This window comes from Stenotrophomonas sp. 2YAF26 (assembly GCF_052114625.1).
In the GTDB taxonomy this organism is placed as follows: Bacteria; Pseudomonadota; Gammaproteobacteria; order Xanthomonadales; family Xanthomonadaceae; genus Stenotrophomonas; species Stenotrophomonas indicatrix.
Window position 1 is genome coordinate 87,814 of record NZ_JBFRFC010000024.1, and the last position, 26,084, is coordinate 113,897.

24 protein-coding genes and 1 pseudogene are annotated in these 26,084 nt (G+C 65.4%); 16 read left to right on the forward strand and 9 right to left on the reverse strand.

All coding sequences use genetic code 11. The annotated features are described in order from the left end of the window. Positions 1 to 124: 124 nt before the first annotated feature. The 6 genes and pseudogenes from AB4Y98_RS19075 to ykgO all read right to left on the reverse strand — a co-directional run bounded on the left by AB4Y98_RS19075 (position 125) and on the right by ykgO (position 4,442). Complete coding sequence (locus AB4Y98_RS19075) at positions 125 to 1,345, reverse strand: TraB/GumN family protein (protein ID WP_442244934.1); 1,221 nt, start codon at positions 1,343 to 1,345, stop codon at positions 125 to 127. A gap of 4 nt (positions 1,346 to 1,349) precedes the next feature. Further along, positions 1,350 to 1,880, reverse strand: a complete 531-nt coding sequence (locus tag AB4Y98_RS19080; protein ID WP_025875048.1) for a GNAT family N-acetyltransferase — start codon at positions 1,878 to 1,880, stop codon at positions 1,350 to 1,352. Between the two features lie 14 nt (positions 1,881 to 1,894). Next, complete coding sequence (locus tag AB4Y98_RS19085) at positions 1,895 to 2,782, reverse strand: carbon-nitrogen hydrolase (protein ID WP_025875046.1); 888 nt, start codon at positions 2,780 to 2,782, stop codon at positions 1,895 to 1,897. A gap of 125 nt (positions 2,783 to 2,907) precedes the next feature. After that, positions 2,908 to 3,801 (reverse strand): annotated as a pseudogene (locus tag AB4Y98_RS19090) (agmatine deiminase family protein); the annotation flags it as partial. Between the two features lie 39 nt (positions 3,802 to 3,840). Beyond that, on the reverse strand, positions 3,841 to 4,170 hold the full coding sequence (locus AB4Y98_RS19095; protein ID WP_442244935.1) for a hypothetical protein: 330 nt from the start codon (positions 4,168 to 4,170) through the stop codon (positions 3,841 to 3,843). A gap of 146 nt (positions 4,171 to 4,316) precedes the next feature. Then, positions 4,317 to 4,442 carry a type B 50S ribosomal protein L36 gene (ykgO, locus tag AB4Y98_RS19100; protein ID WP_005409283.1) on the reverse strand — a complete coding sequence of 42 codons (126 nt, stop codon included), beginning with the start codon at positions 4,440 to 4,442 and terminating at the stop codon, positions 4,317 to 4,319. Positions 4,443 to 4,639: 197 nt separating this feature from the next. On the opposite strand from ykgO, the gene cmk reads away from it, so the two are divergent. From cmk to galU, 8 genes are all read left to right on the forward strand, one after another. Continuing rightward, positions 4,640 to 5,317: a (d)CMP kinase gene (gene cmk / locus AB4Y98_RS19105; RefSeq protein WP_025875034.1), complete on the forward strand. Its 678-nt coding sequence runs from the start codon at positions 4,640 to 4,642 to the stop codon at positions 5,315 to 5,317. Between the two features lie 201 nt (positions 5,318 to 5,518). Continuing rightward, positions 5,519 to 7,204, forward strand: coding sequence for a 30S ribosomal protein S1 (gene rpsA / locus AB4Y98_RS19110; protein WP_025875032.1), 1,686 nt, complete (start codon positions 5,519 to 5,521; stop codon positions 7,202 to 7,204). Positions 7,205 to 7,293: 89 nt separating this feature from the next. Continuing rightward, entirely contained in the window at positions 7,294 to 7,599 is a 306-nt protein-coding gene (locus AB4Y98_RS19115; protein WP_005409286.1) for an integration host factor subunit beta, read from the forward strand. Positions 7,600 to 7,676: 77 nt separating this feature from the next. Beyond that, on the forward strand, positions 7,677 to 7,961 hold the full coding sequence (locus AB4Y98_RS19120) for a lipopolysaccharide assembly protein LapA domain-containing protein (protein WP_223494898.1): 285 nt from the start codon (positions 7,677 to 7,679) through the stop codon (positions 7,959 to 7,961). A 6-nt stretch (positions 7,962 to 7,967) separates the two neighbouring features. After that, positions 7,968 to 9,146 (forward strand): lipopolysaccharide assembly protein LapB, encoded by a 1,179-nt coding sequence (gene lapB, locus AB4Y98_RS19125; protein ID WP_032977571.1) that lies wholly within the window; start codon positions 7,968 to 7,970, stop codon positions 9,144 to 9,146. Between the two features lie 3 nt (positions 9,147 to 9,149). Further along, positions 9,150 to 10,127 carry an MraY family glycosyltransferase gene (locus AB4Y98_RS19130; protein ID WP_442244936.1) on the forward strand — a complete coding sequence of 326 codons (978 nt, stop codon included), beginning with the start codon at positions 9,150 to 9,152 and terminating at the stop codon, positions 10,125 to 10,127. A gap of 15 nt (positions 10,128 to 10,142) precedes the next feature. Beyond that, positions 10,143 to 12,056: a polysaccharide biosynthesis protein gene (locus AB4Y98_RS19135; RefSeq protein WP_442244937.1), complete on the forward strand. Its 1,914-nt coding sequence runs from the start codon at positions 10,143 to 10,145 to the stop codon at positions 12,054 to 12,056. Further along, entirely contained in the window at positions 12,053 to 12,931 is an 879-nt protein-coding gene (gene galU / locus AB4Y98_RS19140; protein ID WP_025875017.1) for a UTP--glucose-1-phosphate uridylyltransferase GalU, read from the forward strand. Before AB4Y98_RS19135 ends, galU begins: the two co-directional genes overlap by 4 nt. Before the next feature lie 581 nt (positions 12,932 to 13,512). Here galU and AB4Y98_RS19145 read toward each other — a convergent pair. The 3 genes from AB4Y98_RS19145 to AB4Y98_RS19155 form a co-directional block, all read right to left on the reverse strand. Next, positions 13,513 to 14,721, reverse strand: a complete 1,209-nt coding sequence (locus tag AB4Y98_RS19145) for an acetyl-CoA C-acyltransferase (RefSeq protein WP_025875015.1) — start codon at positions 14,719 to 14,721, stop codon at positions 13,513 to 13,515. Between the two features lie 69 nt (positions 14,722 to 14,790). Next, entirely contained in the window at positions 14,791 to 17,163 is a 2,373-nt protein-coding gene (locus AB4Y98_RS19150) for a 3-hydroxyacyl-CoA dehydrogenase/enoyl-CoA hydratase family protein (protein ID WP_032977563.1), read from the reverse strand. A gap of 26 nt (positions 17,164 to 17,189) precedes the next feature. Further along, positions 17,190 to 17,858: a TetR/AcrR family transcriptional regulator gene (locus AB4Y98_RS19155; RefSeq protein WP_025875011.1), complete on the reverse strand. Its 669-nt coding sequence runs from the start codon at positions 17,856 to 17,858 to the stop codon at positions 17,190 to 17,192. A 226-nt stretch (positions 17,859 to 18,084) separates the two neighbouring features. Between AB4Y98_RS19155 and ndk the strand changes: the two genes are divergently transcribed. The 8 genes from ndk (at position 18,085) to moeB (ending at position 25,931) form a co-directional block, all read left to right on the forward strand. Continuing rightward, positions 18,085 to 18,510, forward strand: a complete 426-nt coding sequence (ndk, locus tag AB4Y98_RS19160; RefSeq protein ID WP_008265389.1) for a nucleoside-diphosphate kinase — start codon at positions 18,085 to 18,087, stop codon at positions 18,508 to 18,510. 10 nt (positions 18,511 to 18,520) lie between these two features. Then, positions 18,521 to 19,726, forward strand: a complete 1,206-nt coding sequence (rlmN, locus tag AB4Y98_RS19165; protein WP_025875003.1) for a 23S rRNA (adenine(2503)-C(2))-methyltransferase RlmN — start codon at positions 18,521 to 18,523, stop codon at positions 19,724 to 19,726. Then, positions 19,713 to 20,498 carry a type IV pilus biogenesis/stability protein PilW gene (pilW, locus tag AB4Y98_RS19170; protein ID WP_442244938.1) on the forward strand — a complete coding sequence of 262 codons (786 nt, stop codon included), beginning with the start codon at positions 19,713 to 19,715 and terminating at the stop codon, positions 20,496 to 20,498. The genes rlmN and pilW overlap by 14 nt, the downstream gene beginning before the upstream one ends. A gap of 18 nt (positions 20,499 to 20,516) precedes the next feature. Further along, positions 20,517 to 21,377 carry a helix-turn-helix domain-containing protein gene (locus AB4Y98_RS19175; RefSeq protein ID WP_223494902.1) on the forward strand — a complete coding sequence of 287 codons (861 nt, stop codon included), beginning with the start codon at positions 20,517 to 20,519 and terminating at the stop codon, positions 21,375 to 21,377. A gap of 64 nt (positions 21,378 to 21,441) precedes the next feature. Beyond that, positions 21,442 to 22,080 carry a YfgM family protein gene (locus tag AB4Y98_RS19180; RefSeq protein ID WP_025874997.1) on the forward strand — a complete coding sequence of 213 codons (639 nt, stop codon included), beginning with the start codon at positions 21,442 to 21,444 and terminating at the stop codon, positions 22,078 to 22,080. Beyond that, positions 22,080 to 23,288, forward strand: a complete 1,209-nt coding sequence (bamB, locus tag AB4Y98_RS19185; protein ID WP_088100629.1) for an outer membrane protein assembly factor BamB — start codon at positions 22,080 to 22,082, stop codon at positions 23,286 to 23,288. Before AB4Y98_RS19180 ends, bamB begins: the two co-directional genes overlap by 1 nt. Before the next feature lie 15 nt (positions 23,289 to 23,303). Then, on the forward strand, positions 23,304 to 24,701 hold the full coding sequence (gene der / locus AB4Y98_RS19190; RefSeq protein ID WP_025874993.1) for a ribosome biogenesis GTPase Der: 1,398 nt from the start codon (positions 23,304 to 23,306) through the stop codon (positions 24,699 to 24,701). A gap of 93 nt (positions 24,702 to 24,794) precedes the next feature. Next, entirely contained in the window at positions 24,795 to 25,931 is a 1,137-nt protein-coding gene (moeB, locus tag AB4Y98_RS19195; protein ID WP_442244939.1) for a molybdopterin-synthase adenylyltransferase MoeB, read from the forward strand. The last annotated feature ends 153 nt before the right edge of the window (positions 25,932 to 26,084 follow it).

The following is a 26,084-nucleotide window of genomic DNA, read 5'->3' on the forward strand; positions in this document are numbered from 1 at the left end:
GCGGTCTCCCCTTTTTTTTTCGCCGGGCATGGCCCGGCCTACCAATGCCGTGGGTGTAAATGACGTGCCAACCAAGGTTGGCACCTACCGGTAGCGCCGGGCCATGCCCGGCGGGGCAGCCCGATCAGCTCGCCACCTTGCTCCACACCTTGCCTGCAGTCAGCCACAGGCCCAGCATGCTGCCCAGGTTGGTCAGCATGAAGGTCAGCACCACGCGGGTCACGCGATTGCGGTACCAACCCTTCAACGACTGTGCATCGTCACGCAGCTTGAGGAAATCCTCGTAGGTCGGCTTGCGCAGGCGCGCTTCCACCAATGCCGCGAATGCGCCGGTGGGGATGCTCAGGCGGAACGGCTTGAACGGCGCCACCACAATCGCGGTGAGGATGCTCAGCGGGTGGCTGCCGGCCACCAGGCAGCCCAGGCCAGCCAGGCCGCCGGTATACATCGCCCAGGTCGCCAGCAGCTCGGTGCCCACGCCCAGTCCACCACGATAGAAGCCAACACCGATGCCGGTGGCCACGATGGCGAGGATCGCCAGGGTGAACCACGGGATGTTGCGCTTCTTCGGCACCACTTCCAGTTGCTCGCGCAACGGCGCAGGCGCCTCGGTATCGGTTTCCAGGTAACGCGCCAGGCCGGCCAGATGGCCGGCGCCGACCACCGCCAGCACTTCGCGCTGCTGCGGATCATGCGCTTCACGCAGGCGCGTGGCCATGTAGCGGTCGCGCTCGCCGATGATCGTTTCGTACAACGCCGGGTTCTCGCTGGCGAACTCGCCGAAGCTCGATTCCAGCATGTCGCCCTGCTTCAGCTTCTCGATCTCGTCTTCGCCGACATCCTCGGACGAGAACAGGCCGGCGCCAAGCCCGGCGACCAGCTTCAGCTTGCCGAAGAAGCCCAGTCGCTGCGAAGCACGGCGGAATGTCAGGCCGACTTCGCGGTCGATCAGGTGCACCGGCAGGTTGCGCTCGCGCGCCAGGTCCACCGCACGCTTCAGTTCCGCGCCTGGCTCGATGCCGAGCTGTTCGGCCAGTCGGCGCTGGTAGGCCGACAACGCGAGGTTGGCCGCGAACAACGCGACGCGGCCCTTGCGGATCACTTCCACCAGGTCCAGTTTGGCCAGCGTGTCCGGGTCGCTCAGCGCCTGCAAGCGCTGCGGGTCCAGCTCGACGGCCACCGCATCGAATCGTCCGCTATCGATGGCTTTCTCCACCGCCTCGACGCTGGCATGGGAGACGTGGGCAGTGCCCAGCAGGGTGTAGCGCACGCCATCGCGCTCGACGACGCGCACGGGCTGGCCGGCGAACAGATCGTCGCCGGTTTCGGGAAGGGTTTCGGTCATGGAATCATTCATTGGAAGGAGCGGAATCGGCGCCATCGCCGAGCGCGCGCTGCATCTGTACGGTGTCCAGCCAGCGGCCGTGCTTGCGGCCGAGGCCACGGAACACGCCCACCAGCTGGAAACCGAAGCGTTCGTGCAGCTTGATGGAGGCCGTGTTGGTCGGCTCGCCGATCACCGCCACCATCTGTCGATGGCCGCGCGCGGTGCAGGCATCGATCAGTGCCTGCAGCAGGCTGGTGCCGACGCCACGGCCCTGGAAACGGGCATCGACGTAGACCGAGTTCTCAACGGTCCACTGGTAGGCGATGCGCGTGCGGTAGGTGTTGGCATACGCATAGCCGGCAACCTGGCCGTCGACCTCGGCCACCAGGTAGGGGAAGCCGCGGTCGATGATGTCGCGCATGCGGCGCAGCATCTCGGCCTGGTCGGGGATCTCGTACTCGTAGGTATTGACGAAGTCGGTCACTTCCACCGCGTAGATCGCGGTGATCGCAGCGATGTCGGCAGGGCCGGCATCACGGATGAGTACGGCCATGCGCGGGCTCCGGGTCAGTCGATGTAGCGCTTGAGCAGGTCGCCGTAGGCGTCGATGCGACGGTCACGCAGGAACGGCCAGATGCGGCGCACGTGTTCGCTGCGCTGCAGGTCGACCTCGCACATCAGGATGGTCGCGTCGGTGCCGGCTTCGGCCAGGAACTCGCCCTGCGGGCCCAGCACGTGGCTGTTGCCCCAGAACTGGATGCCCGAGGCGCCCAGCGGCGAAGCCTCGTGGCCGACGCGGTTGCAGCTGAGCACTGGCACGCCATTGGCTACGGCATGGCCACGGTGGCTCAGTACCCAGGCATCGCGCTGGCGGGTCTTCTCGTCCTGCACATCATCCGGGTCCCAGCCGATCGCGGTGGGGTACAGCAGCAGCTCAGCACCGGCCAGCGCCATCAAGCGCGCCGCTTCCGGGTACCACTGGTCCCAGCACACCAGCACGCCGAGGCGGCCCACGGAGGTGTCGATCGGCTTGAACCCGATGTCGCCCGGGGTGAAATAGAACTTTTCGTAGAAGCCCGGGTCATCCGGAATGTGCATCTTGCGGTACTTGCCCAGCAAGGTGCCGTCCTTCTCGAAGACCACGGCAGTGTTGTGGTACAGACCGGCAGCGCGGCGCTCGAACAGCGAGCCGACCAGCACCACGCCATGCTTCTTCGCCAGCGCGCCCAGGCGCTCGGTGCTCGGTCCCGGAATCGGCTCGGCCAGGTCGAATTCATCGACCGATTCGTGCTGGCAGAAGTAGGGACCGTTGTGCAGTTCCTGCAGCAGCACCAGCTTCGCGCCCTGTGCCGCGGCGTCGGCAACACGCGCTTCGATCACCGCCAGGTTGGCGGCGGCATCACCGTGGTTGCGCTCCTGGATCAGGGCGACGGTAAGGGGGCTGCGCGAGTTCATGCGGGGCGATCCTGCGGGGGAAAACCCGCATGTTAACGCGGATGCGCCATGACAGCGTGTTGGCTGCTGAATGGTTGAAGGGTGGTGCCGGCCGCTGGCCGGCAACTCCGTCAATCCATCAGGCCCGGGTCGCCATAGGCCGGCATCAGCACCGCGCCGTTGACGATCAGGTAATTGGCATACGAAGCAGCCAGGCGGCGGCCTTCATCGATCACCGGCTTTGCCCACGGCAACGGGAACAGGCGGTACGGCTTTCCGTCAGCCGTGCGCAACGCGGCCAGCTCGGCGCCCATCGCCTGCAGCTCGGCGTAGTGCGAATCGCTGGCGTCGTCGCAGGCCTGGTAGACGATGCTGTCGGCCGAGGCGAAGCGGGCGAGGGTGTCGATATGGGCGTCGGTGTCGTCGCCTTCCAGGTAGCCATGATCCAGCCACAGCACGCGTTCCTGCTCCAGCCAGTTCGCCAGGTCGGCGCTCAGGCTGTCGCGGTCACGGTCGGGATGGCGCTCGTGCAGGCACTTCCAGGTGGTCAGCAGGGTGCCTTCACCATCGGTCTCGATGCCGCCGCCTTCCAGTGCGAACGGAATGCTGCGCACCGCCGCATCGTTGAACACGCCGGCCTGGTCGAGCACGCCAACCAGCTGGTCATCGAGGGTGGCATCGAACTTGCCGCCCCAGCCGGTGAAGCGGAAGTCCAGCAGCTGGAAGCTGCCGTCGGCGCGGCGCAGGGTGATCGGGCCCGAATCACGCAGCCAGGTATCGTCGTACGCGGCGGTGGTGAAGTGGACCTTGTCCATGTCGATGCGGTTGGAGCGCAGCCGCATCTCGGCATAGGTCTCCACGTCATCGTCGGCCACGCAGATCAGCACCGGCTGGAAGCGGGTGATCGCCGCAACGAGGGCGATGTAGGTCTCTTCCACCTGGCCCAGGCGGTCGGCCCAGTCGGTGTCGGCGGTGGGCCAGGCAATCAGGACGCCGCTCTGGGCTTCCCATTCGGCAGGAAAACGAAGGGTCTGGTTCATGGTCTCGCTACACGCGCCCGCCGGTGGCGGGCATGGGGGTCAACGGATCGGCGGCTTGGGGCCGATTTCGTTCGGATCCGCCTGGTTTGCCACCACGTCGATCACCTTCTGCTTCTCGAAGTAGACGGTGAACTGCGGGTACACCCAGCGGTGGATGGTCGGCCATTGCCGTTTCTGTCCGCCGCGCGGCTGCAGCTGCTCTGCCGGCGCGCCGAACTGGGACTGCACCTGCTGCATGCTCTGGCCGCGGGCGGGCAGGGCGCCGGCCGGCTTCTCGCGGGCGCGGTCGACAAGCAGGGTATCGGCCATCGCCGGAGTGGCGGCAGCCAGGGTGGCCAGTACGGCCAGGGTGCACAGGTAACGCGTCATCTCGATCTACTCCCCAGTGGTCAAGAACAGCGATTACAGCAAAAACGGCAGGAAAAAACCGCATAAACAAAAAACCGCCCGAAGGCGGCTTTTTGCATCGGGTCGGCCCCGCGTGGGGCCAGCCGCGGTCACAAGGACCGTTGGGCTTAGCGCTGACGCGCCTTGAAACGCGGGTTCGACTTGCAGATGACGAAGATCTTGCCACGACGACGCACGACCTTGCAGTCACGGTGACGGGCCTTCGCCGACTTCAGGGAGGACAGAACTTTCATGGCATACCTCGGCGTAAACAGTAGTTGTTCGGGTGGAGCGTGGCCGCGATATGCGAAAGACAATCGGCAGTGGACGCTCGTTCAAGCCCGCCATTCTACCGGGCTTTTCCCCATGGTTTCAAGTGGTTGCACAATAGGCCCGTTGCGGGGTGTCTGGCAGGGGCTAGAATGCCCCCTTCACACGCGCAAGGACCCCCATGAATCCACTCGTTCCCGTCCTGACCATCGACGGCCCGTCAGGGGCCGGCAAGGGTACCATCAGCCGCATCGTGGCGCGCCGGTTGGGCTGGCACTACCTGGATTCGGGCGCTCTGTACCGTGCCGTCGGCGTGGCGGCCAGCTGGGCCGACATCGACACCTCCGATGCCTCCGCGCTGGTGCGCTGCACCTTTGACACCCATGTCCAGTTCGTCGAGCAGGGCGATGGCATGCGGGTCCTGGTCAATGGCACCGACGCCACCGACGAGCTGCGGCTGGAGACCACCGGGGCGCTGGCGTCGGCGATTGCCGCCATCCCCGAAGTCCGGGCCGCCCTGAAGGAGCGCCAGCGCGCATTCAGGATGGAGCCGGGGCTGGTCGCCGACGGCCGCGACATGGGCACCGTCATCTTCCCGGACGCCCCCTACAAGGTCTTCCTGACCGCCAGTGCCGAGGAGCGCGCCGAGCGCCGGCATAAGCAGTTGAAAGACAAGGGGGTTTCTGTTAACTTTGAAGACCTCCTGCGCGAGATCATGGCCCGCGACGCCCGTGATGCTCAGCGTACCGTGGCGCCCCTGAAGCCGGCAGACGATGCTGTCCTCATCGACACCACAGGCATCGGCATCGAAGATGTCGTTGCCAGAGTGATGGATCTGCTTCCGGTTCCGGCTGCCTGATCCGTTCGCGCGGGAGCTCTGCCAGCAGCATCGGTGGAGGTCGCGCATCTGCAGTGCTGTAAAAGCTCCGTCGCGCAATGATGCGTGGCGGTTTTCCTACTTCCACACACGACCTGCATTTCCGGGGTCGACCAACAGGCGGGCGGCAGCCATTCCCTGAAGGGAAGCCAGCCGACCCATGTGTCCAACAGAGTAAATCTAATGACCGAATCATTTGCCGAACTGTTTGAAGCCAGCCAGGCCAACCTGGCCAAGCTGAAGCCGGGCGCCATCGTCAGCGGTACCGTTGTTGAAGTCCGCGGCGACGTCGTGGTGATCAACGCCGGGCTGAAGTCGGAAGGCATCGTGCCGATCGAACAGTTCCGTAACGACGCTGGCGAAATCGATGTTGCCGAAGGCGACATCGTCAAGGTCGCCCTCGACTCGATCGAGAACGGCTTCGGTGAAACCGTCCTGTCGCGCGAGAAGGCCAAGCGCGCGATGGTGTGGGACGAGCTGGAAGAAGCGTTGGAAAAGAACGAAACCATCACCGGTCGCATCAGCGGCAAGGTCAAGGGTGGTTTCACCGTGGACATCAAGGATGTCCGCGCCTTCCTGCCGGGTTCCCTGGTCGATGTGCGCCCCGTGCGCGATCCGGCCTACCTGGAAGGCAAGGAGCTGGAATTCAAGCTCATCAAGCTTGACCGCAAGCGCAACAACGTCGTGGTCTCGCGCCGCGCTGTCGTCGAAAGCGAGCACTCGGAAGAGCGCGAGCAGCTGATGGACAAGCTGCAGGAAGGCGCGATCCTGAAGGGTGTCGTCAAGAACCTGACCGATTACGGCGCATTCGTGGACCTGGGCGGTATCGACGGCCTGCTGCACATCACCGACATGGCATGGAAGCGCGTGCGCCATCCGTCCGAAGTCGTGAACGTCGGCGACGAGCTGGACGTGCGCGTGCTGAAGTTCGACCGCGAGCGCAACCGCGTTTCGCTGGGCCTGAAGCAGCTGGGCGAAGATCCGTGGGATAACATCGCCCGTCGTTACCCGGCCAACAGCCGCGTGTTCGGCAAGGTCTCCAACGTCACCGATTACGGCGCATTCGTCGAAATCGAGCCGGGCGTCGAAGGTCTGGTGCACGTTTCCGAGATGGATTGGACCAACAAGAACGTCAACCCGTCCAAGGTTGTGCAGGTCGGTGACGAAGTTGAAGTCATGGTCCTGGACGTCGACGAGGAGCGTCGCCGCATCTCGCTGGGCATGAAGCAGGTTGCCGCCAATCCGTGGGAAACCTTCGCTGCCACCCACAAGAAGGGTGACAAGGTGTCGGGCCAGATCAAGTCGATCACCGACTTCGGCATCTTCATCGGCCTGGACGGCGGCATCGACGGCCTGGTTCACCTGTCCGACATCAGCTGGGCGACCACTGGCGAAGACATCGTTCGCAACTTCAAGAAGGGCGACAACCTGGATGCAGTCGTCCTGGCCGTCGATCCGGAGCGCGAGCGCATTTCGCTGGGCGTCAAGCAGCTGGAGCAGGATCCGTTCGGCCAGTACATGGCGACCAATCCGAAGGGCTCCAAGGTCGAAGGCGTGGTGAAGGAAGTCGACGCCAAGGGCGCGATCATCGAGCTGTCCGACGGCATCGAAGGCTATGTTGCAGCTCGCGACATCGCCAACGAGCGTGTCGACGACGCGACCCAGCACCTGAAGGTCGGCGACAAGGTTGAAGCCAAGTTCGTGGGCATGGATCGCAAGGGTCGTACCCTGCAGCTGTCGATCAAGGCCAAGGACGACGCGGAAATGCGCGAAGTGCTGGAGGAATACCAGTCCTCTTCGGCTTCCAGCGGCACCACCCAGCTGGGCGCGCTGCTGCGTGCACAGCTGAACGGCAACAAGTCCGAGTAATATCGGCCTTACGCTGTTCGTTGTTTCCTGGACGGCCCGGGCACTGCCCGGGCCGTTTCAGGCTGAGATGCCCCTGATGTGAGCCGGTAATGACCAAATCCGAACTGATCGAAATCCTTGCGCGCCGGCAGGCGCACCTGAAGGCCGATGATGTCGATCTGGCGGTCAAGTCATTGCTGGAAATGATGGGGGGCTCACTGTCGGCCGGCGATCGCATCGAGATCCGCGGCTTCGGCAGCTTTTCGCTGCACTACCGTCCGCCGCGCCTGGGGCGCAACCCGAAGACCGGCGAATCGGTTGCCCTGCCGGGCAAGCATGTCCCTCATTTCAAGCCAGGCAAGGAATTGCGCGAGCGGGTCAGCAGTGTGCTGCCGCTGGACGCAGATCCGGCCTGAGCCGTCCGTCGCGCGACTTCGTGCGAATCCCACCACGAGTCGGATAAGCTACGACCTCCTGCCAATGGAGCTGTCGCATGAAAGTTTTTCGTCTGCTGGTCCTGCTGGCGGTTCTGATCCTTGGTCTGATCATCGGTGCGGTCAACATGACGGCCATGTCGATCAACCTGCTGTTTACCCAATTGAACACGTCCGTCGGTGTGGCGCTGATTGCCGCCCTGCTGATCGGTGTCGTGGTCGGCGCTGGCCTGGTGCTGGTAAGCGTGGTCATTCCGCTCTACAGCCAGCTGCGCCGTGCCAACAAGTCGGCGGCTGCACCGTCGACGCCGGTGGCCCCCTCCCAATCTTTTGATGGACGTTGATCGAAGATGGAATTCGTTTCCGAGTGGTTCTGGTTCTTCCTCTGTCTTCCGTTGGCGGCTCTGGCCGGCTGGGTGATCGGACGCCGCGGTGGTCAACGCCACGGTGACAACCAGGTCAGCCACCTGTCCAGCACCTATTTCCGTGGCCTGAACTACCTGCTCAACGAGCAGCCGGACAAGGCCATCGAACTGTTCCTGCACATCGCCGAGCTGGACAAGGAAACCTTCGAGACCCAGGTCGCGCTGGGCCATCTGTTCCGTCGCCGTGGCGAAGTGGACCGCGCGATTCGTCTGCACCAGGGCCTGGTCAACCGCCAGGACCTGAGCGACGCACAACGCGTGCAGGCGCTGCTGGCACTGGGCGAGGACTACATGAAGTCTGGTCTGCTGGACCGTGCCGAAACCGTGTTCACCGAACTGGCACAGCTGGACCAGCGGGCACCGCAGGCGCTCAAGCACCTGATCGGCATCTACCAGGCCGAGCGCGACTGGGAAAAGGCGATCGACAACGCCACCCGCTTCGAGGATGTCACCGGCGAGCCGATGGGCAAGCTGATCGGGCAGTTTGAATGCGAGCTCGCCGAGCGCTTCCGTGGCGCTGGCAAGCTGGAAGAGGCGAGGGCGGCCATTGCCCGCGCCTACCAGGCTGATGCCATGTCGGTCCGTGCCGGCATCATCGAGGGCCGCCTGGAAACCGATGCAGGCAATGCCGAGGCCGCCGTGCGTGCCTTCGAGCGTGCCGCCCGCAACGATCCGGAGTACCTGCCGGAAGTGCTGCCGGCGCTGATGGAAAACTACCGCAAGGTCGGCGACCTGGGCGGCGCGCGCGCCTTCCTGTCCGAGATGACCGAGCATTACCGCGGCATCGCCCCGGTGCTGGCGCTGACCCGCCTGATGGAAGAGCAGGAGGGTGTTGCACCTGCCCGCGCCTACCTCGGCCGCCAGCTCAAGGATCGCCCATCGGTGCGTGGCGAATCGGCGCTGATCGACCTCACCCTGGCCGAGGGCGCAGATTCCACCGCGACCCTGCATGACCTCAAGCACATCACCGACCAGCTGCTGGTGCGTAACCCCGCTTACCGCTGCACCCGCTGCGGGTTCGGCGCCCGCACCCACCATTGGCAATGCCCCAGCTGCAAGGAATGGGGCACGGTCAAGCCGCTGTTGAATTACGCGGTGCTCTGAACTATGCCGTGGCTTGTGATGGCCGCGCTGCTGGGCCTGGCCCTGCTCAGCGCAGCATTGACCTGGGCGGCGCGCGTGTATGCGCTGCGCAGGCAGCTGTTGGATCAGCCCGGCGAGCGCCGCAGTCATAGTGTCGCCACCCCTCGCGGTGGCGGCATCGCCATCGTGATCAGTCTGCTGGTTGCTGCGGCCGTCGCCGCTTTTTTCTGGCCGGGCGCTGCGCTCAGCCTCGCTGTCGCCGGTCTCGGCCTGTTGCTGGTCGCCGGCATCGGCTGGTGGGATGACCATCGACCGCTGCCAGCCATGCGCCGGTTGCTGGTGCATTTCCTCGCCGCCGCCCTGCTGGCGGGGCTGGTCAAGATGCACGGCGGCGGCTGGTTGTTGAGCCTGTTGGTGCTGTTCTTCACCGCCTCGCTGATCAACATCTGGAACTTCATGGATGGGATCAACGGGATCGCCAGCAGTCAGGCGGTCATCGTTGCGCTGGGCTTCGCGACGGTGCTGCCCTGGCCCTATTCGCTGGTGGCCATCGTGCTTGGCCTGGCCTGCCTGGGTTTTCTGCCATTCAATTTCCCGCAGGCGCGGATCTTCATGGGTGATGTCGGCAGTGGCGCGCTGGGTTATGCCGTGGCGGTGGTGCTGGCCGTCGCGGCAGTGCACACCGACATCAACTGGATCCTGCTGCTGCTGCCGTTGTCCGCCTTCCTTGTGGACGCGGGCTTCACGCTGTTGGCGCGCATGCTTTCCGGGCAACGCTGGATGGAACCCCACACCCAGCATGTCTACCAGCGCGCGGTGCAGGCAGGAGCCAGTCACGCTCTGGTGACAGGGATGTACTTTGTTTTGGGCCTGTTCAGTATTACAGTGTTCAATATCTGCACCAATTTGCAGCCGAGGTGGGAGGCTGTCGTAGCGGTCGCGTGGTTTGTCGCGCTGACCCTGCTGTGGCTACTCCTGCGCAATGGATTGCGCCACCGATAAGGAATTACTCGATCTATGTCTTCACCCTGGCGGGACAGAATCCTCGGCCTGATGCCGCGTACGGCCATCGTCTGCCACGACTTGTTCATGGTATGGGCCTGTTGGCAGCTGTTGCATGCGGGTCGCTACTCGATCCTCGCCGACGCTCCCGCATTGCCGCTGTGGAACGTGGATACCACGCTGGTGCTGGCGCTGCAGGGCCTGGTGTTCTGGCGTATCGGCCTCTACCGGGGGCTATGGCGTTTTGCCAGCGTCAGCGACCTGCTGAACATCTTCAAGGCCAGCTTCATCGGCCTGATCGCCATTGTTCTGGTGCTGGCCTGGAAGCGCTTCAACGGCGTGCCGATGTCGGTGCTGGTGATCTATCCGTTCGCGCTGTCGGCACTGCTGGGCGCGCCGCGTCTGTTGTACCGGGCGTGGAAGGACTACCAGTCGCTGCAGTCCGATTCGACCGCACGCCGCGTGCTGATTCTCGGCGCCGGCCAGGCTGCTGAAACCCTGGTGCGCGACCTACGCCGATCCGGCAATTTCGAGCCGGTCGGCCTGCTTGATGATGCACCGCACCTGCGTGGCGCCAAGCTGCAGAGCCTGCCGATCCTGGGCACGCTGGACGACGCACCGGCGGTGGCCCGCGAGACCGCAGCCAAGCTGCTGGTGATTGCCATGCCCTCGCTGGATGCCGTCGGCATGCAGCGCGTGGTGGCCATCTGCGAGAGCACCGGCATTCCGTTCCGCACGGTGCCCAAGCTCAGCGACATCCTGCAGGGACAGTCGCTGCCGGGCCAGTTGAAGGAAGTGGCGATCGAAGATCTGCTCGGGCGCAAGCCGATCATGCCGGACTGGAACCTCATCCGCGGCTGGTTGGGCGGGCGCACGGTGATGGTGACCGGCGCCGGTGGCTCGATCGGATCCGAGCTGTGCCGCCAGTGTGCGCGCCACGGTGCGGGTCGTATCGTGCTGCTTGAGATCAGCGAGCTGCTGCTGTTGACCATCGAAGGCGAGCTGCGCCGCAGCTTCCCCGATGTCGAGATCGAAGCGGTGCTCGGTGACTGTGGTGATCCTGCGGTGATCCGCCACGCGCTGTCGCTGCACCCGGTCGACACCGCCTTCCATGCGGCTGCCTACAAGCACGTGCCGGTGCTGGAGCGTCAGCTGCGTGAAGCCGTGCGCAACAACATCCTGGCTACCGAGAACGTGGCCCGCGCCTGCCTGGAAGCCCACGTCGAGCATTTTGTGTTCATCTCGACCGACAAGGCGGTGGACCCGGTCAATGCGCTGGGCGCCAGCAAGCGCTATGCGGAGATGATCTGCCAGAGTCTGGACCAGAAGTCCACGCACACCCGTTTCGTGACCGTGCGTTTCGGCAACGTGCTGGCGTCGGCCGGCAGCGTGGTGCCGCTGTTCCGCGAGCAGATCCTCAAGGGCGGCCCGGTCACGGTGACAGACCCGGAGGTCAGCCGCTATTTCATGACGATTCCCGAGGCGTGCCAGCTGATCCTGCAGGCGGCCGCGTCGGCGTCGCACGGCGCAATCTACACCTTGGACATGGGCGAGCCTGTGCCGATCCGGGTGTTGGCCGAACAGATGATCCGCCTGGCCGGCAAGCAGCCTTACAAGGACATCCCGATCATCTACACCGGCATGCGCCCGGGCGAGAAGCTGCACGAGACGCTGTTCTATTCCGACGAGGACTACCGGCCAACCGCGCATCCGAAGATCCTGGAAGCCGGCGTGCGTTCGTTCTCGCGTGACATCGTGCTGGGCAACGTGCCCAAGCTGCGCGAGGCGATTGCCAGGTACGACATCGATACGATCCAGGAAATCCTGTTCGCGACCATGCCGGAATTCTCGCCAATCGAACAGGATGCTTACATTTCATCCGCTAAGGTTGTGCCCTTTCCGGCACGTGAGGCCAACAGGCACCAATGAGCAAGCGCATTCGCAAGGCGGTATTCCCGGTAGCGGGTCTGGGCACGCGTTTTCTTCCGGCGACCAAGACGGTGCCGAAGGAGATGCTGCCGATCATCGATCGGCCGCTGATCCAATACGCAGTGGATGAGGCGATCGAAGCAGGCTGTGACACCCTGGTGTTCATCACCAACCGTTACAAGCACGCCGTCGCCGACTATTTCGACAAGGCTTATGAGCTGGAGCAGAAGCTCGAGCGCGCAGGCAAGCACGAGCAGCTCGAATTGATCCGCCATGTACTGCCGGAAGGCGTGCGCGCGATCTTCGTTACCCAAGCCGAGGCTCTGGGCCTGGGCCACGCGGTGCTGTGTGCCAAGGCGGTCATCGGTGACGAGCCGTTCGCCGTGCTGTTGCCAGATGATCTGATCTGGAACCGCGGCGCGGGTGCACTGAAGCAGATGGCCGACCTCAACGAAGCCAGCGGCGCCAGCGTGATCGCCGTGGAAGACGTGCCACACGACAAGACGGCCAGTTACGGCATCGTTGCTACCGAGGCGTTCGATGGCCGCAAGGGGCGTATCTCGCAGATTGTGGAGAAGCCCAAGCCGGAAGACGCGCCGAGTGACTTGGCGGTGGTGGGGCGCTACGTGCTGAGCCCGAAGATCTTCGAGCTGCTTGAGCAGACCCGCACCGGTGCCGGTGGCGAGATCCAGCTGACTGATGCGATCGCCGAACTGCTGAAGACCGACGAGGTCGATGCCTATCGTTTCGAGGGCACCCGTTTCGACTGCGGCACCCATCTGGGGCTGGTCGAGGCGACGATCCGCTTTGCGCTGGACAACCCGAAGCTGGCCGGCCCGGCGCGCGAGAAGCTGGCGGCGATGCTGGCGGAGTAAGGGTTTTTCGAGCGCTCCGGCAGCGCCTTCCTGCATAGCTGGGGGAGGCGCAGGCAGGCCGCTGCAGGACACGCCGTAAACCCATCCTTGGGGGCTCGATGGCGCCATCCATGGCGCCAACGGTCCTGCAGCGGCCTGCCCACGCCTCTCGACAGTTTCCTGCGGGCGCGGACGGGCAGGGCGGAATCAAAGGCAGAAGCAAGAGCAAAAAGGCAGCCATTGGCTGCCYTTTTTCGTGGGTTGGGGTCGGATCCCTTTGCGCAGCAAAGGGCTCTGACCCCAAGGCCGAAAGCATCCACGCATGGCGTGGATCTACTACCTTTGCTCACCCCACCGCCGCGCGGAATGTTGGGTGGCGCGGGTGGGTGAGGCTGGCCGGGACTGTCAGCGGCATGGGCCAGGCGCATGCGCCTGGCGGGTTGGGCAGGACGCCCAACCCCGGTCTTGCCGTGTGCGCAGGACAGCGCACACGAGCAAGCCGCTGCCAAGCCCCCAGGGACGGGTTTACGGCGTGTCCCGGGCAGCCTCACCCGCCCGGGCCCTTCCGCAAACCGACAGGTCCGCCGGCAACGCCTTGAACCTTACAGCGCCTCGAAAATGCCGGCCGCACCCATGCCGGTGCCGATGCACATCGTCACCATGCCGTACTTCTGCTGGCGACGGCGCAGGCCGTGCAGCAGGGTCGCGGTACGGATCGCGCCGGTCGCACCCAGCGGGTGGCCCAGGGCAATCGCGCCGCCCAGCGGGTTGACCTTGCTCGGGTCCAGGCCGCAGTCACGGATGACGGCCAGCGACTGCGCGGCGAAGGCTTCGTTGAGCTCGATCCAGTCCAGCTGGTCCTGGGTCAGGCCGGCCTGCTTCAGTGCCTTCGGAATCGCGGCGATCGGGCCGATGCCCATCACTTCCGGGCGCACGCCGGCCACCGAGAAGCTGACGAAACGGGCCAGCGGGGTCAGGCCGTAATCCTTGATTGCCTGTTCCGACGCCAGCAGTACCGCGCCGGCGCCATCGCTCATCTGCGAGGAGTTGCCGGCAGTGACGGTGCCGCCGAACTGGCCGTTGCGGAACACCGGGCGCAGCTTGGCCAGGCCTTCAGCGGAGGAATCCGGGCGCGGGCCTTCGTCGGTGTCGGCCACCTTGTTGCGGGTGATGATGCGCTTGCCGTCGGCCAGGTCAGGCTGGTGCGAGACGATCTCGTACGGGCTGATCTCGTCCTTGAAGTCGCCGTTCTGGATGGCGGCCATGGCCTTCTGGTGCGAGGCCAGGGCGAACGCGTCCTGTTCTTCGCGCGAGACCTTCCACTCTTCAGCGACCTTCTCGGCGGTGATGCCCATGCCGTAGGCGATGGCGACGTGGTCGTTGTCGAACACGCTCGGGGCCATCGCAATCTTGTTGCCCATCATCGGCACCATCGACATCGATTCGGTGCCGCCGGCCAGCATCAGGTCGGCGTTGCCAAGGCGGATCGCGTCGGCCGCCTGCGCCACGGCCTGCAGGCCGGAGGAGCAGAAGCGGTTCACGGTCTGCGCGGCGATGGTGTTCGGCAGGCCGGCCAGCAGCACGCCGATGCGGGCCACGTTCATGCCCTGCTCGGCTTCGGGCATCGCGCAGCCGATGATCGCGTCATCGATGCGGTTGACGTCCACGCCCGGCGCCTGCGCCACGACGCTGCGCAGCACGTGGGCGAGCATGTCGTCGGGGCGGGTGTTGCGGAACATGCCCTTGGGCGCCTTGCCAACCGGGGTACGGGTGGCGGCGACGATGTAGGCGTCCTGGATTTGCTTGGTCATTGCAGTGATCTCTTGAATAGGGGTTGGAAGAGGTTGCCGGCCAGCGGCCGGCACTACCGATGTCTTCCGTCAGTTCCGCAGCGGCTTGCCGGTCTTGAGCATGTGCGCGATGCGGGCCTGGGTCTTTTCCTGCTGGGCCAGTTCGACGAAGTGCTTGCGCTCCAGGGTCAGCAGCCACTCTTCGTCGACCAGGGTGCCGCGGTCGACCTTGCCGCCGCACAGCACGGTGGCGATGCGCTCGGCGATCTCGTAGTCGTACGGGCTGATGAAGCGGCCTTCCAGCATGTTGACCAGCATCATCTTGAAGGTGGCGATGCCGACGTCACCGGCCACCTGGATGCGGCGTGCCGGCAGCGGCGGACGGTAGCCCGCTTCGGCCAGGGCGCGTGCTTCGGCCTTGGCGATGTACAGCGCCTCATAGCTGTTGAACACCACCTTGTCGGTGCTGCGCAGCAGGCCCAGTTCCTGGGCGTTGACCGCCGAGTTGGACACCTTGGCCATCGCCACGGTCTCGAAGGTCTTCTTCAGTTCGGCGAACACGTCACCGCCCGGGCCAGCGGCCTGCGAGGCACGCACGGCCAGTTCCTTCAGGCCGCCGCCTGCCGGCAGCAGGCCGACGCCGGCCTCGACCAGACCGATGTAGCTTTCCAGGAAGGCCACGGTCTTGGCGCTGTGCATCTGGAACTCGCAGCCGCCACCCAGGGCCAGGCCACGCACCGCAGCCACCACCGGCACCAGCGAGTACTTGATGCGCTGGCTGGTGCGCTGGAAGTTGTGCACCATTTCTTCGAACTGGTCGACCTTGCCGGCCTGCAGCAGGCCGAGGGCGCCAGCCAGGTCGGCACCGGCGGAGAAGGGCTCCTTCTGCTGCCAGATCACCAGGCCCTGGAAGTCCTTCTCGGCGCGGGTGACGCATTCCTGCAGGCCATCCAGCACGTGGTCGGACACGGTGTTCATCTTGGTCTTGAAGCTGACCACGGCGATGCCGTCGCCGTCGTGCCACATGCGCAGGCCGTCGTTCTCGAACACGGTCTCGCCCGGCGCGAACTTCTCACCCAGCAGCGGATCGGGGAAGCGCTGGCGCTGGTACACCGGCAGCGACGAACGCGGCAGCTTGGCGTTGCGCGACGGGCTGTAGCTGCCCTCGGCGGCGTGCACGCCATCGCGGCCATCGAACACCCAGTCCGGCAGCGGGGCGTTGCTCATGCTCTTGCCGGCGACGATGTCATCGGCAATCCACTGCGCGACCTGCTTCCAGCCGGCAGCCTGCCAGGTTTCGAACGGGCCCAGCGACCAGCCGTAGCCCCAGCGGATGGCCAGATCGACGTCGCGCGCGGTCTCGGCGATGTCGGCGAGGTGGTAGGCGCTGTAGTGGAACAGGTCGCGGAAGGTCGCCCACAGGAACTGCGCCTGCGGGTGCTGGCTCTCGCGCAGCTTGGCGAACTTCTCGGCCGGGTTCTTGATCTTCAGGATCTCGACCACTTCCGGCGCAGCGGCGCGGTCAGCCGGACGGTAGTCCTGCTTTTCCAGGTCCAGCACCACGATGTCCTTGCCGACCTTGCGGAAGATGCCGGCGCCGGTTTTCTGGCCCAGTGCGCCCTTGGCAATCAGCGCGTCCAGCCACTTCGGCGACTTGAAGAATTCATGCCACGGATCATTGGGCAAGGTATCGCCCATGGTCTTGATCACGTGCGCCATGGTGTCCAGGCCGACCACGTCGGAGGTGCGGTAGGTCGCCGACTTCGGGCGGCCGACCAGCGGGCCGGTCAGGCCGTCCACTTCGTCGAAGCCCAGGCCGAATTCCTGGGTGTGGTGGATGGTGGACAGGATCGAGAACACACCGATGCGGTTGCCGATGAAGTTCGGGGTGTCCTTGGCGTACACCACGCCCTTGCCCAGGGTGGTGACCAGGAACGCTTCCAGGCCTTCCAGCACGCTGGCGTCGGTGGTGGTGGCCGGGATCAGCTCGGCCAGGTGCATGTAGCGCGGCGGGTTGAAGAAGTGCACGCCGCAGAAGCGGTGGCGAAGCTGTTCGGGCAGCACGTCGGCCAGCTTGTTGATGCCCAGGCCCGAGGTGTTGGAGGCCAGCACGGCGTGGTCGGCCACGAACGGGGCGATCTTCTTGTACAGGTCCTGCTTCCAGTCCATGCGCTCGGCGATGGCCTCGATGATCAGGTCGCAGTCCTTCAGCTGTTCCAGGCCGGTCTCGTAGTTGGCCGGGGTGATGGCTTCGGCCAGCGACTTGCTGGCCAGCGGCGCCGGGCTCAGCTTGCCGAGGTTGGCGATCGACTTCAGCACGATGCCATCGGCCGGACCTTCCTTGGCAGGCAGGTCGAACAGCACGGTGTCGACGCCGGCATTGGTGAGGTGGGCGGCGATCTGGGCACCCATGACGCCGGCACCCAGCACGGCGGCGCGGCGGACTAGCAGGGAATTGGACATGGTGTAGGGCCTTTGTTGGTCAGCAGTTACTGGGTGGAATCAATGGAGGCGGGCAGGGCGCTGCCACTGCGGGCGGCGGCGCGGAATCCGGCCTCGGCGAAATGGATCAGTTCATGGGCGGCATGGGCACGATGCGCCGTTTCGGTGACACCGGCAGGTCGCTTGATCAGTCCGAAATCGGCCATGGCATAGGTCAGCGAGCCAGCGAGGAAATCCAGGCGCCAATAGAGCTCTTCCTTGCTCAGGCCGGGCACGCAGGTGGCGATCGCCTTGCCGAACTCACGCAGCACGTGGCCGTAGTGGTCGGACAGGAACTTGCGCAGGTTGTCGTTCTTTTCAGCGTAGGCACGGGCGATCACGCGGACGAAGGCACCGCCGTTCTGGCGGTCCTGGGCCAGCGCCAGGGCCGGCTCGACGAAGGCGGCGAGCACCGGCCGCAGTTGGCCGGGGTGTTCGTTGCGGGCACGCTCGAGCTGGGCCAGGCGGGCGCCGGTCATCTCGTCCATGCGGCGGCGGAACACCTCGTTGACCAGGTTTTCCTTGGAGCCGAAGTGGTAGTTGACCGCAGCGATGTTGACGTCGGCCTGGCTGGTGACCTGGCGCAGCGAGGTGCCGGCAAAACCGTGCTGGGCGAACAGCTCCTCGGCGGCGCCGAGGATCCGGTCCTTGGTCGAGAAGTGGGCGGGCTTGGCCATCGGGCGGGCGGACCTTAATCAAACGATTGTTTGATACTAGAACCAGACGGTACCGTATGGCATTTTGCAGTGCAGCAAAAATACCCCGATTGGTCAGAATCTGCTCAGGTGGGTGAATGGGGGTAGTGCCGGCCGCTGGCCGGCAGCCCGCCAATCCCGTTTCGACGCGGCTTTTTTTTTGTTACCCTTCGGGCCATCAGCGGCCCGATTCCATTGGAGACATCCCATGGCGCTGGAGCGCACCCTTTCGATCATCAAGCCGGACGCCGTTGCCAAGAACGTCATCGGCGAAATCTACGCCCGCTTCGAAAAGGCCGGCCTGAAGGTCGTGGCCGCCAAGTACAAGCAGCTGTCGCGTCGTGAAGCCGAAGGCTTCTACGCCGTGCACCGCGAGCGTCCGTTCTTCAACGCACTGGTCGAGTTCATGATCTCCGGCCCGGTGATGATCCAGGCCCTGGAAGGCGAGAACGCCGTCCTGGCCCACCGCGACCTGCTGGGCGCCACCAACCCGAAGGAAGCCGCTGCGGGCACCATCCGCGCCGACTTCGCCGAATCCATCGATGCCAATGCCGCCCACGGCTCGGACTCGGTCGAGAATGCCGCGATTGAAATCGCGTACTTCTTCGCCGCCACCGAAGTCGTCTCGCGCTGAGAGTAATGCCGTGAACGAGGTCGTACAGAAAATCGCCATCCAGCCGCTGCCGAAGTCGGCACCCACGGCTGGCAAGCAGAACCTGCTCGACCTCGATCGCGCGGGCCTGGAGAAGTTTTTCGTCGAGGTTCTCGGCGAGAAGAAGTTCCGCGCCCATCAGGTGATGAAGTGGATCCACCATCGCTACGTCACCGAGTTCGATGAGATGACCGACCTCGGCAAGGTCCTGCGCGCCAAGCTGCAGGAGCATGCCGAGGTCCTCGTCCCGAACATCATCTTCGACAAGCCCTCCGCCGACGGCACCCACAAGTGGCTGCTGGCGATGGGCGTGGATGGCAAGAACGCCATCGAGACCGTGTACATCCCCGACAAGACCCGTGGCACGCTGTGCGTGTCCTCGCAGGTCGGTTGTGGCCTGAACTGCACGTTCTGCTCCACCGCCACCCAGGGCTTCAACCGCAACCTGACCACCGCCGAGATCATCGGCCAGGTGTGGATCGCGGCGCGCCACCTGGGCAACGTGCCGCACCAGATGCGCCGCCTCACCAACGTGGTGATGATGGGCATGGGCGAGCCGCTGATGAATTTCGACAACGTCGTGCGCGCCATGAGCGTGATGCGCGACGACCTGGGCTACGGCCTGGCCAACAAGCGCGTGACCCTGTCGACCTCCGGCCTGGTGCCGCAGATCGACCGCCTGTCCACCGAAAGCGACGTGTCGCTGGCGGTGTCGCTGCATGCGCCGAACGACGAGCTGCGCGAGACCCTCGTGCCGCTCAACAAGAAGTATCCGATCGCCGAGCTGATGGCTTCGTGTGCACGTTACCTGCGCGCCAACAAGCGCCGCGAATCGGTCACCTTCGAATACACCCTGATGAAGGGCATCAACGACAAGCCCGAGCATGCCCGCGAGCTGGCCCGCCTGATGCGCCAGTTCGACAACGCGGTGCAGGCCAAGGATTCGGGCAAGGTCAACCTGATCCCGTTCAACCCGTTCCCGGGCACCCGCTACGAGCGGTCCGAAGAGGCGCATATCCGCGCCTTCCAGAAGATCCTGCTCGACAGCAACGTGCTGACGATGGTGCGCCGTACCCGTGGCGACGATATCGACGCCGCCTGCGGCCAGCTCAAGGGCCAGGTGATGGATCGCACCCGCCGCCAGGCTGAGTTCAACAAGACACTGCAGGCAGGGAAGGGGAGCGATGCCGCGGCCTGATCGCTTCTGGCTGGCACTGCTTGCAGGCGTGCTGGCCCTCTCGGTCACCGCTTGCAAGTCGCAACCCAAAGCCAAGCTGGGCCCCAGCCAGGCGACGGTCTATTCGGTCCGCGACCCCGAAGGTGTTCGCCGGCAGGTCCGCGCTGCGGATCTGCTTGCCCTGGCTGTCCGCGACATGCAGAGCGGCAACCTGGATGCCGCCGAGCGCAAGACGCGCGACGCGATCAAGCTGACCCCTGCCGACCCCGATGCACTGGTGCTGCTGGCCGGCATCGATGATCAGCGTGGCCGCACCCGGCAGGCCGGGGAAGGCTTCCGCATGGCCGCCGAGCTGGCGCCGCAGCGGGGTGACGTACTCAATAATTATGGTGCTTGGCTGTGCCAGAACRGGCAGGCCGCCGAGTCGTTGGCCTGGTTCGACCGTGCGCTGCAGGCGCCCAACTACACCACGCCGGCCGAGGCGCAGGCCAACGGCGGCAGCTGTGCGTTGGACGCTGGCCAGCTTGAACGTGCCGAACGCAACCTGCGTGCCGCCCTGTCTCAGGTGCCTGGCAACCCGGTCGCGCTGGAGGCAATGGCCCAGTTGAGCTTCCGCCGCGGTCAGTTCATGGAAGCCCGCGCCTTCGCCGAACGTAGGATTGCGGCTGCACCGGCCACGCGTTCCGTGTTACAACTTGCGTCTCAAATCGAGGCGCGGCTGGGTGATCAGGCGGCATCTGATCGCTATCTTCAGCGGATTCGACAGGAATTTCCGCAGGACGCGGGCTCCTAACTCCAGGGTTGATGCATTGTGATTGATGACCAGACTGTGAGCGATCTCGAGACTGTGGCCGGCTGCGGCACCCGCCTGCGCCAGGCCCGCGAGGCCGCCGGACTGACCCTCGAAGACGTCGGCCAGCGCCTGCGCATGCCGGTTCAAGTGGTGAAGTCGCTCGAGCAGGAGCAGTGGCAGAAGCTCGGCGCGCCGGTGTTCGTGCGCGGCCAGCTGCGCAGCTATGCCCGCCTGCTCGGTGTCGACGTCAGCGAACTGCTGGAACAGGCCCAGGTTGGCCCGGTGGTTCCGCCGACCCTGGTCAGTCACACCCATACCCCGCGTGCGCGCCGCATTGCCGAGAATCTCGGCCGCCGTGCGCTGTATGTCGGTATTACCGCCGTGCTGGCCGTCCCGGTCTGGTTCGCCACCCGTGGCCACTTCGATGGCGTCGCGCCCTCGCCGAACACCGCCTCGCTGGACGTGATCCCGGCCGCCGTACCGGTTACCCCGGCCGGTCCCGGGTCCGCCGCTGCCGCACCCGCCGAGGTGGCGGCCGCGCCTGTCACCAAGCCGACCGCTACCCCCTACGTTGCCTCGCTGGCCCCGGTGCCACGCGCTGCGCCGGCCGCTGCCGCCAACCTGGACATGCAGTTCAGCGGCGACAGCTGGGTCGATATCGCCGGTCCGGATGGCGGTAGCGTCGAGAAGGCGTTGATCAAGGCGGGCGAGACCCGCAGCTTCACCCCCGGCCAGGTGGCCCGGGTCACCCTGGGCAACGCCTCGGCGGTCCAGGTTCAGCAGAATGGCGCTATCGTCGATCTGACGCCCTATCAGCGAGCCAACGTGGCACGCTTTCAGGTATCCTCTGAAGGCTCCGTTGTCCCGGTTTCACACTGAGGCGCGGTTTCACCACCTTCGATAATCCCAATGGTCCCTCCCGATGGGCGGGGCGAGAGTACGCATGGCGATCGACGACCTGCTCGACGAGCACGAACAAAGTGAACGCGTCCGCAGCTGGCTGCGGAAGAATGGTGCCAGCATCCTCGGTGGCGTAGTCATCGCCATCGGTGCCATTGCCGGCTGGCAGTGGTACCAGAAGGATCAGGGCGGCAAGCTGGCTTCGGCCAATGTCGAGTACCAGAAGGCCCTGGTGGGCCTGCAGCAGAACAAGCTCGATGACGCGGCCAAGGCGGTCAAGGCGCTGGAGGCTGGCCCGTCCAGCATCTACGGCGACTTGGCTGCGCTGCAGCTGGCCAAGGCCCAGGTCGATGCCGGCAAGAATGAAGAGGCGCTGGCCACCCTGCGCGCGGTGAAGGTCGAAGGCGACCTGCAGCGCGTGGTCGACCAGCGCGTGGCACGCCTGCTGGTGGCTACCGGCAAGGGCGATGAAGCGATCAAGCTGCTGGGCAGCGCCACCGACAGCAGCAGCCTGGAAATCCATGGCGATGCGCTGATGGCGCAGGGCAAGCGTGACGCGGCCCGCGAACAGTATGAGAAGGCGCTGAAGACGCTGGACGTGGCAGCGCCGCAGCGGCGACTGCTGGAAACCAAGGTTATGGACGCCGGCGGCACCGTCGCCGCCCCTGCGGAGTCGGTTTGATGAGTCAGAAGGTCATGATCACGCGCGTCGCCACCGTACTCCTGCTCGGTATGGCGCTGTCCGGTTGCAGCACCATGAAGGGCTGGTTCGCGGGCAAAGACGCAGCAGCGAAGAAGGCACAGGAGCCGGCGGAACTGGTCAAGTTCGAGCCGACCCTGAAGGTCAACAAGGCCTGGTCGGTCAACCTGGGCAAGGGCGAGCGCCGCATCGGCGTACGCCAGGGCCCGGCAGTGGCCAATGGCCACGTGTTCGCCGCGGCGATCACCGGTGGCGTGCACGCCATCGACCTGCAGACCGGCAAGAAGGTCTGGACCTGGGAGCCGAAGAAGGAAAAGAAGAAGGCCAAGCTGCGGCTGTCCGGTGGTCCGGGCGTCGGCGAGAACCTGGTGGTTATCGGTACCCTCGATGGCCAGGTGATCGCGCTGGACATCAACGATGGCAGCGAGAAGTGGCGCGCACGCGTGCCGAACGAAGTCATCGCCGCACCGGCCATTGCCCAGGGCATGGTCTTCGTGCGCAGCAATGATGGTCGCGTCACCGCGTTCGATGCCGGCAACGGCACCCAGAAGTGGTTCAACCCGAGCGAGCTGCCGGCGCTGACCGTGCGTGGCAACGCGGCGGTGGTGGCCGGTCCGGGCGTGCTGTTCATCGGCAAGGACGAGGGCAGCGTTGCTGCGCTGGCCATGCAGGACGGCCGCACGCTGTGGGACCAGAACGTGGGTACCGGCGAAGGCCGTACCGAGCTGGACCGCATGGCCGACGTCGATGGCGCCCCGGTGCTCGACGGCAATACGCTGTTCGTGAGCAGCTTCAAGAACCAGACCATGGCCATCGAAGGCCCGACCGGTCGCCCGATGTGGGCGCGTGACCACGGCGGTGCCGGCGGTGTGGCGGTGTCTTCGGGCAATGTTTTCGTTACCGACAACAAGGGCGGCGTGTTCGGCCTGGACAAGGCCAGCGGCGCGGCGATGTGGTCGCAGACCGCACTGGCCCGGCGCTCGCTGACCGGTCCGGCGCTGCACGGCGACTACGTGGTGGTCGGTGACTACAAGGGATACCTGCATTGGCTGCAGGCCTCCGATGGCGCGATGGCGGCGCGGGCGAAAAGCGGCGGTGATGCGCTTCTGGCCCAGCCAATCGTCGTCGATGGAGTGCTGCTGGTGCAGAACGTTGATGGCAAGCTGACCGCATTCCGGTTGGCAAATTAATACGGAGTAATCGCGATGCTGCCTTTGGTCGCCCTGGTTGGACGGCCGAATGTCGGCAAGTCGACCATATTCAATGCACTGACCCGAACACGTGACGCCCTGGTCCATGACCAGCCCGGCGTCACCCGGGACCGCAACTATGGCGTCTGCCGGCTTGACGAGGACAACCATTTCCTCGTCGTCGATACCGGCGGCATCGCAGAGGAAGAAGAAGGCCTGGCTGGTGCTACCACGCGCCAGGCCCGCGCTGCCGCTGGCGAAGCTGACCTGATCCTGTTCGTCGTCGATGCCCGCGAGGGCACCTCGGCGATGGACGATGAGATCCTGGCCTGGTTGCGCAAGCTGTCGCGCCCGACGCTGCTGCTGATCAACAAGATCGACGGCACCGACGAGGACACCGTGCGTTCGGAGTTCGCCCGCTACGGCTTCAGCGAGATGCTGACCGTGTCGGCTGCCCATCGCCAGGGCCTGGACGACCTGCTGGACGAGGTCATCCAGCGCCTGCCGGAAGAGGGCAGCGGCGAAGAGCTGGACAACGATCCGAATCGCGTGCGCATCGCCTTCGTCGGCCGCCCCAACGTGGGCAAGTCGACCCTAGTCAACCGCATCCTCGGCGAAGAGCGCATGATCGCCTCGGACGTGCCGGGCACCACCCGCGATTCGATCTCGGTGGACCTGGAGCGTGACGGCCGCGAGTACCGCCTGATCGACACCGCCGGCCTGCGTCGCCGTTCGCGCGTGGACGAGGTCGTCGAGAAGTTCTCGGTGGTCAAGACCATGCAGTCGATCGAGCAGTGCCAGGTGGCCGTGCTGATGCTCGATGCTACCGAAGGCGTGACCGACCAGGACGCCACCGTGCTCGGCGCCGTGCTGGATGCCGGCCGCGCGCTGGTGATCGCGATCAACAAGTGGGACGGCCTGACCGACTACCAGCGTGAGCAGGCCGAAACGATGCTGTCGCTGCGCTTGGGCTTCGTGCCGTGGGCCGAATCGGTGCGCATCTCGGCCAAGCATGGCTCGGGCCTGCGTGAGCTGTTCCGTGCGGTGCACCGCGCGCACGAATCGGCGAACAAGACCTTCACCACCAGCGAAGTGAACAAGGCGCTGGAAGTGGCCTACGAGACCAACCCGCCGCCGACCATCCGCGGCCACGTCTCCAAGCTGCGTTACGTGCACCCGGCCGGCGCCAACCCGCCGACCTTCATCGTGCACGGCACCCGCCTGAAGGAACTGCAGGAGTCGTACAAGCGCTACCTGGAGAACTTCTTCCGCAAGCGCTTCAAGCTGATCGGTACGCCGGTGCAGTTCATCTTCCGCGAGGGTGCCAACCCGTACGAAGGCAAGAAGAACGTGCTGACCGAACGGCAGGTCAAGGCCAAGCGGCGCTTGATGAAGCACGTCAAGGGCAAGTGATCCACGAGAAGGCGGCCGCAGGGCCGCCTTCTCGTTTGCGGTAGTGCCGGCCGCTGGCCGGCAACCTCATGAACATCACGCGGCAATGGCGGCATGAGCATTCCAGAGCTTTCCCCCGAGCAGGCGCGGGCACGCGTGGCCCATGGTGCGGTGCTGATCGACGTGCGCGAGACGCATGAGCGGGCGGGCGGCATGGCCGAGGGCGCGCGTGGCGTGGCCAAGGATGAACTGCTGGACGACCCCGCCGCACACCTGCCTCTGCCGGAACAGGAAATCCTGCTGATCTGCCAGAGCGGCAAGCGCTCGGCCGATGCGGCGCAAGCGCTGCTGGATGCGGGCTATGCCAACGTAACCTCCGTTGCCGGCGGCACCGTGGCCTGGCGCGAGCTGGCGTTGCCGCTGGTGCAGCCACTGACCAGCGCCGCCGACCGCGATTTCTATGACCGCTATTCGCGCCACCTGCTGCTGCCGCAGGTGGGCGAGGCCGGCCAGCGCCGCCTGCAGCAGTCGCGGGTGCTGGTGCTGGGCGCGGGCGGCCTGGGCGCGCCGGCCGGGTTCTACCTGGCGGCCGCCGGGGTAGGGCACCTGCGTTTTGCCGACCACGACCGTGTCGAGCGCAGCAACCTGCACCGGCAGATCGTGCATACCGAGGCCAGCGTCGGCCAGCTGAAGGTTGATTCGGCACGTGAGCGGCTGCTGGCGTTGAACCCGTCCATCGAGGTCGAGGCCGTGCCCGAGCGGGTCACCTCGGAGAACGTGGACCGCCTGCTGCAGGACGTTGACGTGGTGCTGGATGGTTCGGACAACTTCCCGTTGCGCTACCTGCTCAACGACGCCTGCATCAAGCACGCCACGCCGATGGTCTACGCCGCCATCGAGCGTTTCGATGGCCAGGTGAGCGTGTTCGATGCCGGCCGCCAGCGTGGCGTGGCGCCGTGCTACCGCTGCCTGTTCCCGGAGCCGCCGCCGCCGGAATTCGCGCCCAACTGTTCCGAGGCCGGCGTGCTGGGCGTGCTGCCCGGCCTGGCAGGTGTGCTGCAGGCCACCGAGGTGCTGAAGCTGCTGCTCGGCATCGGCGAACCGTTGGTGGGCCGCCTGCTGCGCTTTGACGCGCTGGGCATGCGCTTCCGCGAGACCCGCATCAGCCCCGACCCGCAGTGCGCGGTGTGCGCGCCGGGCGTGCCGTTCCCGGGGTATATCGATTACGCCGCGTTCTGCCGGGGCGGGTGAACCGGTCGGCGCGTCATCCACGCATGGCGTGGATCTACTAATGCGTTGGTAGATCCACGCCATGTATGGATGGATGCGTCCGGTTTCGGGATGATGCCCAGGGCCACTCCCGCTATCGTTCCATCTCCAAGACAATAAAACGCAACACACGTG